Genomic DNA, 13,187 nt, shown 5'->3' with positions numbered 1-13,187 from the left:
CATGTCTGTGGCCATGCTGCGTCCGATCGCACACGGCGCACGGGTGTCGATTATTCGTCCGCCGGCTTGAACAGCGCTTCGATGCCGGCGCATTCCTTTGCGCGGATCGCGCCTTCGCGCAGCAGGAAGTCGAGACTCGCGAGGCTCGCATCGACGGTCATCTTGCCGCGCGCGATCACGTCGCGCACGTGGCCGGCCGGGCACAGCCAGTGCGCGCTCGCCTCGCCGTCCTGATTTTCGGGCACGAAGCCGCGCGGCAGCGCGAGATCGTAGACGAAAATCTGCTCCGACTGCACGCCCTCCGGAATTTCCGCGAGGATGTGCAGCGTGCGTCCCGGACGCGCCTCGTTGGCCAGAAACGCCGGAATCCCCGCTTCCTCCCAGCACTCCTTGACAAGCGTGTCGCCCACGCCGATACCGTTGCCGATGCCGCCTGCCGCCGCGTTGTCGAGACAGCCTGGGTCGGTCGCCTTGAGCACGCTGCGACGCGCGATCCACATCTTCGGGGCTTCGCCGATGAAGCGGGCCGGGACATAACCGTTCACGTGCACGGCGAACGTGCGCGTGCCGAAAAACCGCGAGGCGGCACGCTCGATCCAGGCCAGCGGTGCGTCATAGAGCCGCTGGCGAATGGCGTACCGCTCGTTGCGCCAGCCGGTGATGCGTCCCTGCGCCGCCAGCGCTTCGATGACCGGCGCGAGCGCCACCGTCCGGGCTTCGCAGGTGTCATGACGCGGATGAATGCGCACGGCGAGCGAGCTGATCTCGAACACGTCGGGCCAGGCGCGCAGCAACTCGATGTCGCTTCGGCGAATCCATCCATAACGCTGCGAACCGATCACGAGCGGCAGATGCGCCGTGGCGTCGAAGCGGCGCGCCGCCGCAATACAAGCAAAAGACATACGTCAGAGACCGGACGCGCCCCCCTCCGGAGACACGCGAAATCGAAGCAAAAGCGGCATTTTACAGAAGCGGCGGCGACTCCGCCCGTGTCGAGCGTCGGCATGCCGCGCGGCGTACCGCCGCCCGCAGCCGCCGCGGCCCGGAGACGGGTCAAGGGAAGCGCTCGCCCCCGTCAGCCCTTCACCCGCTCGCCCTTCGGATCGTACAGCGCGCGCAACTGGACACGTGCGTCGATGCGTTCGCCCGCGAGGTCGACCTGGTAATGCCCCGATTCGACGTAATCGGCCGTGACCACGCCCTCGGGATTCGTCAGAAACGCCAGCGCGACGGGCGCATCGATGGTGTGGCCGTACGCCGCGGAGGAAATGAAGCCCGCCGGCCTGCCGTCGCGCAGCACCGCTTCACCGCCCCAGAGCATCCTGTCGTGCGCGCCGTCGAGCGCCACGCTCACGAGCCGACGTCGCGCACCCTTCGCCTTGGCCTGCTCGACCGCCGTGCGTCCCGCGAACGGGGTGTCGCCGCCGAGCTTGCAGGCGAACGTCAGCCCCGCTTCCACGGGGTTCGTGTCCGGCGTCAGCTCCCGGCCCCAGGCGCGATAGCCCTTCTCGATGCGCAGCGAATCGATGGCGTAATAGCCCGCGTCCTTCAGGCCGAACGGCTCGCCGGCGGCGTGAAGCGTCTCGTAGACGCCCACGGCGAATTCCACCGGCACGTAGAGCTCCCAGCCGAGCTCGCCCACGTAAGTCAGGCGCGTGGCGCGCACCGTCGCGTAGCCGAGGTCGATTTCCCGGCTCGCGCCGAACGGGAAGGCGTCGTTGGAGAAATCCGCCTTGGAGACTTGCTGGAGCAACGCCCGCGAGTTCGGGCCCATCACCGCGAGCACCGCGTATTGGCCCGTGACGTCGACGACGACGCAGCGCGGATCCCCCGGCAGGCCGGCGATGCGCCGCTCGAGATAGTCCATGTCGCGCGTGGTCTGCGCCGAGCCGGTAACCATCAGGTACTGGTCCGGCGCGAGGCGCGTAAGCGTGAAGTCCGACTCGTAGCCGCCGCGCTCGTTGAGCATGGCGGTGTAGACGGTGCGGCCCGGCGCGACGCCGACGTCATTGGCGCATAGCGTCTGCAGGACGGCTTCGGCGTCGCGGCCCTTGATGAGCAGCTTCGAGAACGAGCTCATGTCGAACAGCGCCACGGCCTCGCGACAGGCGCGGTGCTCCGCGCCACTCCACGCCTGCCAGTTCTGCTGCCCGAAGCTGTACTCGATCTTCGCCTCGGCCGGCGACGGCGCGAAGAAGTTCGGTCGCTCCCACCCCATCTTGCTGCCGAAGCAGGCTCCCTTGGCGAGCAGCGTCGCGTACAGCGGCGAGCGACGGAACGGCCGCGCGGTATCGAGTTCGCGATTCGGCCAGGGCATCGCGTAATGCAAGCCGAGCGTTTCCTTCACGCGGTCGTGCAGCCACGTGTCGTTGCCGTTGAAGCCCGCAAAGCGTCGAATGTCCACCGGCCAGAGATCCATCGTCGGCTCGCCGGCGACGATCCACTCGGCGAGCGCCATGCCCGCCCCACCGGCCGAGGCGATGCCCATCGAGTTGAAGCCCGCGCCGACGTAGAAGTTACGCAGTTCGGGCGCCTCGCCGAGGATGAAGTTGTTGTCGGGCGTGAACGACTCGGGACCGTTGTAGAACTGCCGGATCTGTGCGGTTTCCAGCGCGGGCACGCGCACGAGCGCGTTCTCCATGAGAATCTCGAACTGGTCCCAATCGTCGGGTAGCAACTGAAACTCGAAATTGTCCGGAATGCCGTTCATGCCCCACGGCTTGGCGTCGGGCTCGAAGCCGCCCATCACGAGGCCGCCGACTTCTTCCTTGAAGTAGATGTAGCCATCGGGATCGCGCATCACCGGCAAGTCGGGATGCACCCCGGCGATGCGCTCGGTCACGACGTAGTAGTGCTCGGCCGAATGCAGCGGCACGCTCACGCCGCACATGCGACCGACGGCCTTTGCCCACTGCCCCGCGCAGTTGACGACGATCTCGGCGTCGATGCGCCCGCTCTCACCCTCCTTGTTGCGCCACGACACGCCCGTCGCGGTGCGGACGCCGTTCGGCGACGCCGTGTGGATCCGCGTGACGCGCATGTTCTCCGCGATGCGCACGCCACGGCTGCGCGCGCCGCGCGCGAGCGCCTGCGTAAGATCGGTCGGGTTCGCCTTGCCGTCCCCCGCCAGCCACACCGCGCCCACGAGATCGTCGGTGCGCATCACGGGCCACAGCTCTCCCGCTTCGCGCGGCGATATCACGTCGCACTGCACGCCGTAGGCGCGCGCGACGGCGGCCGTGCGCTTGAGTTGCGTCATCCGCTCGGCCGTGCGCGCCACCGACAGCGAGCCGCATGCCTTCCAGCCCGTGCCGAGCCCCGTCTCCGCTTCGAGTTCGCTGTAGAGCCGGGTCGAATAGCGGATGAGCTTCGTCATGCTCTCCTGCGAACGCAATTGCCCCACCAGTCCCGCGGCATGCCACGTGGTGCCGCAGGACAGTTGCCCCTGCTCCAGCAGGACGACGTCCGTCCAGCCAAGTTTGGCAAGGTGATACGCGACCGAACATCCGACGATCCCCCCGCCGACGATGACGACGCGGGCGTGAGTGGGCAAGGCTGCAGGCATGGGCTGGCTCCGGAAAGGCTCGCGCCGGCCGACGCCGGGCAATGTCGTGATCGATGGCGTGAGATTACGCAAAACGCATCATCATTGCAATATTTTGCAACAAAACAACACATATTGCCATTCAAGTGAATCGACATACTGACGACATCGATCGGGGAGTTTGCTCGTCGCAACGCGGCCACGGCTTGTTTTCGGGAGTGGTTTACGTAAAATATACGACGTATAAATAAATCGCATTCGACATCATGACCACGGCACACGTTTTCATCGCCACCAGCCTGGATGGCTTCATCGCCCGGGCCGACGGCGATATCGATTGGCTCCTGCAACGCGACGATCCCGCGGAGGATCACGGCTACACCGCCTTCATTGCCGACAAGGATGCGATCGTGATGGGGCGCGGCACCTACGAGAAAGTGCTTGCCATGGGGCCGTGGTTCTACGACCGCCCCGTGACGGTGTTGTCGAGACAATTGGCGAACACGCCTGTGCCCGATGCACTCGAGGGCAAGGTGCGCTTCTCGGACCTGTCGCCCAAGGCCTTGATGGAGGCGCTGGCGCAGGACAACGTGGGCCGGATCTATGTCGACGGCGGGCAAGTGGTGCAGTCGTTCCTGCGCGAAGGTCTGATCGCCGACATGGTCATCACCACGGTGCCGCTGCTCATCGGCTCGGGAAGACCACTGTTCGGCGCATTGAGGAAAGACATCGACATGCAGTTGATCGGCAGCCGGTGCTTTCCTTCGGGGTTGGTGCAATCGACTTACCGGGTCGTCGCATGAGCCGGCCGCGTGGACGGCCCGCGCAGGGTACCGGCGTCACGCGCGAAGTCATCCTGACGACGGCACTCGCGCTGCTCGCTGAACGCGGCGGGCAGGGACTGAGCATGCGCGCGCTGGCCGGGCGGCTCGGCGTCACGCCGATGAGCCTGTATCACCACGTCGAGGATCACGCGGGCTTGTTGCGCGCGCTGTCGGATCAAGTCTACGCCGAGGTACTGGAAGGTATCGACGCGGGCCTGGAATGTCGTGCCGAAATCCGCGAGATATTGATTCGCTATCACGACGCCGTGCGCCGCCACCCGCAACTCACGCTCGCCATCTTCGCGACGCCCGAGGCATTTGCCGGCGTGACTCGCGAGATTACCGATCGCCTGACCGGGTTGCTCGGCGCGATGACGTCGGAGCCCGTTCTGTGGCGCGACATCCTGATCGACCACGCGCACGGCAGCGGGTTGCCCTTCTCTCAGACGAGCGATGACGCCGAATCGACGCCGCCGCAGGCGACTCCCTATCGGCGAGCCCTCGACTGTCTGCTGAACAGTTTGGCCAATCAGTCGCCACCGACCGGTCGCGGCGCCGCGCGAGCTGCATGATCGCCCTCGTTCGATAGCGACCATGTCGGCGAAGCGGCGCCGCTTCGCCCTCGCCGCTCGACGCTAGCTCTGCGACGTCAGCAAGGCGATCAGCCGGTCGCCTGCTTCCGCTAACGCGCCGTCGTTGGAAACGACCGCGAGCGGCACGCCATCCGGCGGCGTCCAGGCGACGCGATGCGCCACGCGCTTGTGGAGCGCTTCGCCCGTTTCGCGCCCCCGGCTCGCCAGACGCAACGCCCGCACCTGAGGATCGACGCGAATTTCCACGAGATGCAGGCGCTCGCCGTAACGTCGCACAGCCCGTGCGAGAAACGCGCGCGAGCCGTTGACGACGACGTTCGCCCCCGCCGCCATCCACGCATCGATCTCCACGCCGACGCCGTACCGGCAATCGTGACTCTCCCAGTCGAGTGCGAAGCAGCCCAACTCGCGCCGCCGCGCGAACTCCCCGTGCGTGAGCGCGATGTGGTTTTCGCCATCGGACGGAGGACGCGTGATATAGCGGTGCGCAAAAAACACCGGCGGCACTGGCGGCGCGCCGGATGCCGCCGTATCGAGCCGCTCGCGCGCATAGGCGAGCAGCGAGTCCTTGCCCGCGCCGGAAGGCCCCATCACGTAGAAGAGACGCGCGTTCGTCATGCGCCCTCCCCGAAGCCGAAGCGCTCGACAAGCACGAACGGCTCGCCAGGCGCCGGCTGCACGAAAAGCGCCAGCGCGTCGATCCGCATCGCGCCAAGCGCCTGCGCGCGCGGCTGCCACCATTCGATCATCGCCGACGCGTCCGGCGCATCGACGCGATCGGATAGCGTGACGTGGAAGCGGAATTCATCGAGCACGAACGGATACCCCCATTGCGCAAGCAATTCCCGCTGGCGCGACGAGAGCGTCTGCGCTTGCCGACGTGCGAGTTCCGCGTCGCTCGGCGGTGCCCGCAGGGCATCGAAGGCCTGCACGCAGTCGGCGGCAAGCGACTGCATCGCCGCGTTTGCCGAATCGACCGCCTTCGGACGCAATGCGACGAAGCCGGGGCGCTTGTCGTTGTCGGTGTCGATGACATCCGCCTGCACCGTCAGATCGAAGGGCGCGTGGCGCGCCGCCACGGTAGCCGCTATCGCGAGAAGATCGTCGACGCTTGCCTCCGGCGCGAGGCGCATCGGCGCCTTGAGGGTGCCGTGCAAGCCATAGCGGCGCGGCTCGACGGTGAGTTCATGCAACGCGCGCGACAGGCGAGGCACATGCGGAGGATTGAGATGGCGCCCGGTGATGGCGTCGCGACCCAGCCAGCGGCTGCCTTCGTTCCACCAGCACGAACCGGCCGGCGGGGCGTAGTAGATGGCGAAGCGCGCCACGGCGAGATCGAGATCGGGCAGCGGCTCGCGTCGAGTCTCGACCTTCATGCCGTCTCCCCCTGCACGACGAGCTGCATGCGATCGGCCGGGAAATAGGTGACGCCGTACTTGATCGGCTTGCCCGTTTCGTCCACGTCCGTGCTCTCCACGCTCAACACCGGCTGCTGACGATTGATGCCGAGATGGCGCGCAATGTCGGCGTCCGGCAGGCGCGCGCCGATGCGGCTCTCGCGACGCGTGTAGTCGGTCACGCCGAAGCTCGCGAGCGTTTCGCTGATCGACGCGTACTGCGCGAAGACGTCCGGAAAGTCGGGAAAGCGCGCCGCCGGAAACCAGTTCTCGCTATAGGCAAGCGGCAACTCGATCCCCTGCGCGTCGAGACTGCGCCGGGCAAGTTCGAGGCGATAGACGGGCGATCCCGCTCGCAGCCCGAGCGCCTGCGCCACGTTCGCTTCGGCCCTGAGCTTCTGCGCCGATACGATCTGCTGCGCGGTCTTGAGATTGTGCTGCGAGAGGTTTTCGGTAAAGCGCGTGCGGCGGCCGATCACGTAGCCGATGGCGCCCGCCTGGACGAACGTGCCGCGTCCGTGCTCCACGCTCACGAGGCCCTGCTCCGTGAGTCCGAGAATCGCGCGCCGCACGGTGTGACGGTTCACGCCAAAGCGTTGCGCCAGTTCGGTCTCGCTCGGCAAACGATCGTCCGGCAGTCCTTCGCCGTACCGACGCTGACCGATTTCCGTGGCGAGAATCTGCGCAATCTGCCGCCAGACGGCGACACCGCCGCCGCGTTCGAGTTGTGCTGTCATCAAATTGACACCCGGGAAAGTTGTAATGAGTTCGCGTGCATTACCTCATCCGATGTCCCGGTGATCATACACACGTCTATACGACTAGACAATCATGCCAAACACAAATTCCGGCACCGCGCGCGACGAAGGTGTCGCCGCCCCGCCAGCCCGTGCGCGATGGCTCGCGCTGCTCGCCCGCGCCACCCGCGATGAACTGGACGGCGCCATCGCGAATTGCGTCGGGGCGCCCGCATTCGTCTGGTTGCGCGCCCCGCAAACGGGCCTCGTGCTCGTGCAGGGCCGGGTCGGCGGCAGCGGCGATCGCTTCAACCTTGGCGAAGCGACCGTGACGCGCTGCACCTTGCGTCAGGACGATGGCGTCGTCGGCACGGGTTATGTGCTCGGACGCGACGCCGAGCGTGCCGCGCGCGTGGCGCGGCTCGACGCCCTCATGCAGGTGCCGGGCTATCACGACACGCTCGCCGCGGGCCCGCTCGCCGCGATTGCGCGGCGCCTGGCCGCAACCGTGGCGCAACAGGAAGCGGACACCGCCGCGAGCCGGGTCGAATTCTTCACGATGGTTCGGGAGGCTTGAATGTTGATGGCATCGACACCCGACTGGTCGCAACTCCAACCCGGTTTTGCCGATCCGGTTCACGATGCGCAAGGCGTCTTCCGCGCGGTGCTCGACGCACTGGCTCGGCCGGGCCGACTGCGCAGCGTCGGCAGCCGGCTCGCGCCGAGCGCCGAGGCGAGCGTCGCCGCGCGCGCCACGCTGCTCGCGCTGGCCGACGCCACCACGTCCGTCTGGCTGCAGTCGGCGCTGCCGGAAGTGGCCAGCGCCTTGCGTTTTCACACAGGCGCGCCGCTCCTGAGCGGCGAAGCCGAGTTGGCCAACGCGCAGTTCGCGCTGCTCACCGATCCCGCGCGCTGCCCTGCGCTCGAGCGCTTCGCGTTCGGGACCGCCGAGTCGCCCGAGCATGCCGCCACACTCATCGTCGACGTTCCCACGCTGCGCGCCGGACACGACGGGCACGCCAGCGCGCACGGGCTTCGTCTGCGCCTGCGCGGCCCAGGTATCGCCACGCATTCAGATGTCACCGTCGGCGGTCTCGACGCGGCGTTCTGGCAGGCGCGCGCCGCCCTCGCGCCGCGCTTTCCCGCCGGGCTCGACCTGCTGGTCACCGCCGGCGAAACCGTGCTCGGCCTGCCGCGCACGACGCATGTGGAGGTCTGCTGATGTACGTCGCAGTCAAAGGTGGCGAGCGCGCCATCGAACAATCCTGGGACCTGCTCGCTCGCGCACGACGCGGCGACACACGTGTGCCCGAGCTCACCGTCCGACAGATCCGCGAACAGATGCGCCTTGCCGTATCGCGCGTGATGAGCGAAGGCGCGCTGTATGACGAAACGCTTGCGGCGCTCGCCATCAAGCAGGCGGCGGGCGATCTCGTGGAAGCGATCTTCCTGCTGCGCGCGTATCGCACGACGCTGCCGCGTCTGGGCACGACCCCGCCCATCGACACGGCCGCCATGCGTCTGTCGCGCCGCATTTCGGCGACGTTCAAGGATGTGCCCGGCGGCCAGGTGCTCGGCGCCACGTACGACTACACGCAACGGCTGCTCGACTTCGCGCTGCTCGCGGAGGACACCACCGGCGAAGACGTGCAAGCCACATCGGACGCGATGGCGCCCACCGACGCCGACGTGCCGGCTTCGGTTGCGCCTGCCGTGCCGCCCATCGGCGCCACGCCTCGCGTCACCGACATCCTGGCGCGCGACGGCCTGCTCGAAGCCCTGCGCGCCGACGACACGGACCCCGAACCGCACGACCTCGTGCACTCGCCCCTCTTCACGCCGGCCTCGCGCACAGCGCGTCTGCAGAATCTGGCGCGCGGCGACGAGGGCTTCCTGCTCGCGCTCGGCTATTCGACGCAACGTGGCTACGGCAACGATCACCCCTTCGCCGGCGAGATTCGCATCGGTCATGTGGCCGTCGAGATCGTGCCGGAGGAGCTCGGCTTCGCCGTCGATATCGGCGAGATCGCCGTGACCGAATGCCAGATGGTCACGCAGTTCGGCGGCAACCAGGACATCCCGCCGCAATTCACCCAGGGCTACGGCCTCGCGTTCGGCCACAACGAACGCAAGGCGATGGCCATGTCGCTCGTCGATCGCGCGCTGCGCACGCAGGAGCTGGGCGACGCCGCCACCGCACCCGCGCAGCAGCAGGAGTTCGTGCTCTATCACAGCGACAACGTGGAAGCCTCGGGCTTCGTGCAGCACCTGAAGCTGCCGCACTACGTCGACTTCCAGGCGGAACTGGAACTGGTTCGCCGCCTGCGCGCCGAGCACGCCGCCAAACACGGCGAACCCACTGCGGACGGCGACGCTGCACCGGCCGCCGATCAAAGCACCAAGGAGGCCGCATGAGCGACGCCACCCTTTCGCGCGAGAGCATTGCGCCGCGACCGGAGGCGGCCGCCACCACGGTGGAAGGCTACAACTTCGCGTTTCTCGACGAACAGACCAAGCGCATGATCCGCCGCGGACTGCTCAAGGCCGTGGCGATTCCCGGCTACCAGGTGCCGTTCGGCAGCCGCGAGATGCCGCTGCCTTACGGCTGGGGCACCGGCGGCATTCAGGTGAGCGCCGCCGTGATCGGCACGGACGACACGCTCAAGGTCATCGATCAGGGTGCGGACGACACCACCAACGCCGTGAACATTCGCCGCTTCTTCGCGCGCACGGCCGGCGTCGCCACGACGACAAGGACGTCCGAGGCCACCGTGATCCAGACCCGCCACCGCGTTCCCGAAACGCCGCTGCGCGAAGGCCAGATCATGGTCTATCAGGTGCCGATGCCCGAACCGCTCTTTCGCCTGGAGCCGCGCATCGTGGAATCGCGCAAGCTGCACGCGCTCGGCGAATACGGCCTCATGCGCGTGCGTCTTTACGAGGACATCGTGCGGCACGGCGCCATCGCCACGACGTACGACTATCCGGTGATCGTCAACGGTCGCTATCTCACGTCGCCCTCGCCGATTCCGAAATTCGACAACCCAAAGCTGCATATGAACCCGGCGCTGCAACTCTTCGGCGCGGGACGCGAGCGGCGTCTGTACGCGATTCCGCCGTACACGCCGGTCGAGAGTCTCGACTTCGACGATCATCCGTTCGCCATCCAGAAGTGGGAGGCGCACTGCGCGCTGTGCGGCGCGACCGACAGCTTCCTCGATGAAGTGATCACCGACGACGCGGGCACGCGCATGTACGTGTGCTCGGACAGCGACTATTGCGGCAGCCACACCGGCGCGCCGGCGTCGAAGGAGGCCGCATGAGTGCGCACCCGGATACCGCGTTGCGCGCCGCGCCGCCCGCCGACGCCCCGCTGCTTCGCGTGGGCGGCCTCGGCAAGCGCTACGGCGAGCGCATCGGCTGCATGGACGTGACGTTCGATCTGTGGCCCGGCGAAGTGATCTGCGTCGTCGGCGAATCGGGTTCGGGCAAGTCGACGCTGCTCAACGCGCTCGCCCTGCGTCATGAAATCGATGCGGGCACGCTGCACTACCGCGGCACCGACGGCGTCCAGCACGACCTGCGCGCGCTCGACGAAGCGAGCAAGCGCCGCCTGCTGCGCACCGAATGGGGTTTCGTGGAGCAGAACCCGCGCGACGGACTGCGCATGAACGTCTCGGCCGGCGGCAACATCGGCGACCGGCTGATGGCCGTGGGCGCGCGCCACTTCGGCGACATACGCGCGAAGGCGCAGCACTGGATGGGACAGGTGGAGCTCGATCCCGCCCGCGTGGACGACATGCCGGGTACGTTCTCCGGCGGCATGCAGCAGCGCTTGCAGATCGCGCGCAATCTCGTGACCGAGCCGCGTCTCGTGTTCATGGACGAGCCGACCGCCGGCCTCGACGTCTCGGTGCAGGCGCGGCTGCTCGATCTGCTGCGTTCGCTCGTCGAGCGTCTTCATTTGGCCGCCATCATCGTCACGCACGATATCGGTGTGGCGCGACTCATCGCGCATCGCCTGATCGTGATGCAGGCCGGACGCGTCGTGGAAGCCGGGCTCACCGACCAGGTGCTCGACGACCCGCAACATCCCTACACGCAACTGCTGGTTTCCTCGGTGCTGCCCGTATGAGCGCGACGACTTCCTTTATCTCTCCCGACACGTCCGCACCGGGGCACGCGTCGATCTCTCTCGCCACGCGCGAACACGACGTGATGCTGCGCGCCCAGGGGCTGCACAAGACCTTCTGTCTGCACGCCCAGGGCGGCGCGACGATTCCCGCGCTCGATGGCGTCGATCTGACGGTGCGGCGCGGTGAATGCGTGGCGCTCGTCGGCCCGTCGGGCGCCGGCAAGAGCACGCTGCTGCGCTGCCTTTACGGCAACTATCTCGTCGGCGCCGGGCGCATCGAGATCCGGCATCGGGACGCGCTGCCTGGCGACGGCGAGCGCTGGGTCGACCTGACCACGGCCAGCGCGCGCGACGTGCTCGCCGTGCGCCGCACCACGCTCGGCTACGTCAGCCAGTTTCTGCGGGTGATTCCGCGCGTCAGCACCCTCGACATCGTGGCCGAACCGCTGCGTCGCCTCGGCCACGCCGAAGGCGACGCCACCGGGCGGGCGCGCGACCTGCTCGCCCGCCTGAACATCCCCGAGCGGCTGTGGCAGCTCGCGCCGGCCACGTTCTCCGGCGGCGAACAGCAGCGCATCAACATCGCGCGCGGGTTGATCGCCGCGGCGCCGGTGCTGCTGCTCGACGAGCCGACCGCCTCGCTAGACGCACGCAACCGCGCCGTCGTGGCCGAATTGATTTCAGAAGCGCGCGCGGCGGGCAGCGCCATCGTGGGTATCTTCCACGACGAGGCGACCCGCGACGAAGTGGCCACGCGCACGCTCGCCATGCGCCCCGTGCTTCGCAACGATCATTGACCTCCGGAGTCTGTTCATGCTCATCAAGAACGCCCGTATCGTCACCCCGGACACTACCTTCACCGGTGTCGTGGAAGTGCGCGAGGGCCGCATTCATTCCGTGGAAGAAGGCACGACGCAGGCGCCCGAAGCCGTCGACTGGGAGGGCGATCATCTGCTGCCCGGCCTGGTCGAGTTGCACACCGACAATCTGGAAAAGCACCTCGCGCCGCGCCCCGGCGTGCTATGGAACACGCATGCGGCGTTCGCCATTCACGACGCGCAGGTCGCCGCCGCCGGCATCACCACGGTATTCGACTCGCTCGTCATCGGCGAGCGCGACGCCGGCGGTCTGCGCAGCCGCAAGGTGCAGGACGAATGCGGTCAGGCGTTGCTCGAGACCGCGGCCGCCGGCCTCTTTCGCGTCGACCACTTTCTGCACCTGCGCTGCGAAGTCGCCACGCGCGACGCGGCCGACGCCTTCGTGGAGATGTGCGAGCATCCGCTGCTGCGGCTCGTGTCGCTGATGGACCACACGCCGGGACAGCGCCAGTGGCACGACCCGGCGCTGTACCGCCAGTATCACGAGCGCAACGGCAAGGTATCGGACGAGACGTGGGCGGAGATGCTGGCCGAGCTGAAGGCGCAGCAGGAAGCGTTTGCCCGACCGCATCGCCGCAAGATCGTGGAGATGAGCCGTGCGCGCGGACTGCCGCTGGCGAGCCACGACGACACGTCGCTCGAACACGTGGAAGAAGCCGTGCGCGACGGCGTGGCGCTGTCCGAATTCCCGACGACGCTGACCGCCGCGCGCGGCGCGCACGAGAGGTCGATCGGCGTGATCATGGGGGCGCCGAACATCGTGCGTGGCGGCTCGCACTCGGGCAACGTGGCGGCCGCCGATCTCGCGCGCGAGGACGTGCTCGACATCCTATCGTCGGACTATGTGCCGTCGAGTCTGATGCAGGCTGCATTCCAGTTGCACACCGACATCGGGTGGCCGCTGTCGAAGGCAATGCGTACGGTCTCGTGGAATCCGGCGAAGTCGGCCGGCCTCGCGGATCGCGGCGGCATCGTGCCGGGCCTGCGCGCCGACATGGTGCGCGTGGCGGTGCGTCCCGGCATGCCGCCGGTGCCGCGTGCGACGTATGTAGAAGGGCAGCGGATCGCTTGATGCGTTC

The 13,187-nt window shown here is 67.6% G+C and carries 13 protein-coding genes and 1 pseudogene; 9 read left to right on the top strand and 5 right to left on the bottom strand.

The window, feature by feature from the left end:
• Positions 1 to 50: 50 nt before the first annotated feature.
• Both RO07_RS02895 and RO07_RS02890 read right to left on the bottom strand, forming a co-directional pair.
• Positions 51 to 902 carry an NUDIX hydrolase gene (locus tag RO07_RS02895; protein ID WP_039407897.1) on the bottom strand — a complete coding sequence of 284 codons (852 nt, stop codon included), beginning with the start codon at positions 900 to 902 and terminating at the stop codon, positions 51 to 53.
• A gap of 173 nt (positions 903 to 1,075) precedes the next feature.
• Positions 1,076 to 3,565 carry a GcvT family protein gene (locus RO07_RS02890; RefSeq protein ID WP_039407896.1) on the bottom strand — a complete coding sequence of 830 codons (2,490 nt, stop codon included), beginning with the start codon at positions 3,563 to 3,565 and terminating at the stop codon, positions 1,076 to 1,078.
• A 245-nt stretch (positions 3,566 to 3,810) separates the two neighbouring features.
• On the opposite strand from RO07_RS02890, the gene RO07_RS02885 reads away from it, so the two are divergent.
• Together RO07_RS02885 and RO07_RS02880 are read left to right on the top strand one after the other, a co-directional pair.
• Positions 3,811 to 4,347: a dihydrofolate reductase family protein gene (locus RO07_RS02885; protein WP_039407893.1), complete on the top strand. Its 537-nt coding sequence runs from the start codon at positions 3,811 to 3,813 to the stop codon at positions 4,345 to 4,347.
• Positions 4,344 to 4,940 carry a TetR/AcrR family transcriptional regulator gene (locus RO07_RS02880; protein WP_052266970.1) on the top strand — a complete coding sequence of 199 codons (597 nt, stop codon included), beginning with the start codon at positions 4,344 to 4,346 and terminating at the stop codon, positions 4,938 to 4,940. The genes RO07_RS02885 and RO07_RS02880 overlap by 4 nt, the downstream gene beginning before the upstream one ends.
• A 63-nt stretch (positions 4,941 to 5,003) precedes the next feature.
• Here RO07_RS02880 and phnN read toward each other — a convergent pair whose 3' ends face one another.
• The 3 genes from phnN to phnF are packed head-to-tail and all read right to left on the bottom strand — an operon-like array spanning position 5,004 to position 7,095.
• Positions 5,004 to 5,579, bottom strand: coding sequence for a phosphonate metabolism protein/1,5-bisphosphokinase (PRPP-forming) PhnN (gene phnN / locus RO07_RS02875; protein ID WP_039407890.1), 576 nt, complete (start codon positions 5,577 to 5,579; stop codon positions 5,004 to 5,006).
• On the bottom strand, positions 5,576 to 6,337 hold the full coding sequence (locus RO07_RS02870) for a DUF1045 domain-containing protein (RefSeq protein ID WP_052266969.1): 762 nt from the start codon (positions 6,335 to 6,337) through the stop codon (positions 5,576 to 5,578). Before RO07_RS02870 ends, phnN begins: the two co-directional genes overlap by 4 nt.
• A complete protein-coding gene (phnF, locus tag RO07_RS02865; protein WP_039407888.1) occupies positions 6,334 to 7,095 on the bottom strand; it encodes a phosphonate metabolism transcriptional regulator PhnF in 762 nt (253 codons plus the stop codon). The genes RO07_RS02870 and phnF overlap by 4 nt, the downstream gene beginning before the upstream one ends.
• 94 nt (positions 7,096 to 7,189) lie before the next feature.
• Here phnF and phnG point away from each other — a divergent pair, with 94 nt between their 5' ends.
• The 7 genes and pseudogenes from phnG (at position 7,190) to RO07_RS02830 (ending at position 13,180) form a co-directional block, all read left to right on the top strand.
• Positions 7,190 to 7,672 (top strand): phosphonate C-P lyase system protein PhnG, encoded by a 483-nt coding sequence (gene phnG, locus RO07_RS02860; protein WP_039407886.1) that lies wholly within the window; start codon positions 7,190 to 7,192, stop codon positions 7,670 to 7,672.
• Entirely contained in the window at positions 7,673 to 8,317 is a 645-nt protein-coding gene (gene phnH / locus RO07_RS02855) for a phosphonate C-P lyase system protein PhnH (protein WP_052266968.1), read from the top strand.
• Complete coding sequence (locus tag RO07_RS02850; RefSeq protein WP_039407884.1) at positions 8,317 to 9,510, top strand: carbon-phosphorus lyase complex subunit; 1,194 nt, start codon at positions 8,317 to 8,319, stop codon at positions 9,508 to 9,510. Before phnH ends, RO07_RS02850 begins: the two co-directional genes overlap by 1 nt.
• Positions 9,485 to 10,418, top strand: a pseudogene (locus tag RO07_RS02845) (alpha-D-ribose 1-methylphosphonate 5-phosphate C-P-lyase PhnJ). Before RO07_RS02850 ends, RO07_RS02845 begins: the two are co-directional and overlap by 26 nt.
• Positions 10,415 to 11,230: a phosphonate C-P lyase system protein PhnK gene (gene phnK / locus RO07_RS02840; protein WP_052266967.1), complete on the top strand. Its 816-nt coding sequence runs from the start codon at positions 10,415 to 10,417 to the stop codon at positions 11,228 to 11,230. The pseudogene RO07_RS02845 and the gene phnK overlap by 4 nt, the downstream one beginning before the upstream one ends.
• An 83-nt stretch (positions 11,231 to 11,313) precedes the next feature.
• Positions 11,314 to 12,027, top strand: coding sequence for a phosphonate C-P lyase system protein PhnL (gene phnL, locus RO07_RS02835; RefSeq protein ID WP_237171433.1), 714 nt, complete (start codon positions 11,314 to 11,316; stop codon positions 12,025 to 12,027).
• A 16-nt stretch (positions 12,028 to 12,043) separates the two neighbouring features.
• Entirely contained in the window at positions 12,044 to 13,180 is a 1,137-nt protein-coding gene (locus RO07_RS02830) for an alpha-D-ribose 1-methylphosphonate 5-triphosphate diphosphatase (protein ID WP_039407882.1), read from the top strand.
• Positions 13,181 to 13,187 lie beyond the last annotated feature (7 nt).

This window comes from Pandoraea pulmonicola, assembly GCF_000815105.2.
Lineage (GTDB): Bacteria > Pseudomonadota > Gammaproteobacteria > Burkholderiales > Burkholderiaceae > Pandoraea > Pandoraea pulmonicola.
Note: the sequence above shows the minus strand (reverse complement) of the source record. Positions and strands in the feature narration are given on the sequence as shown.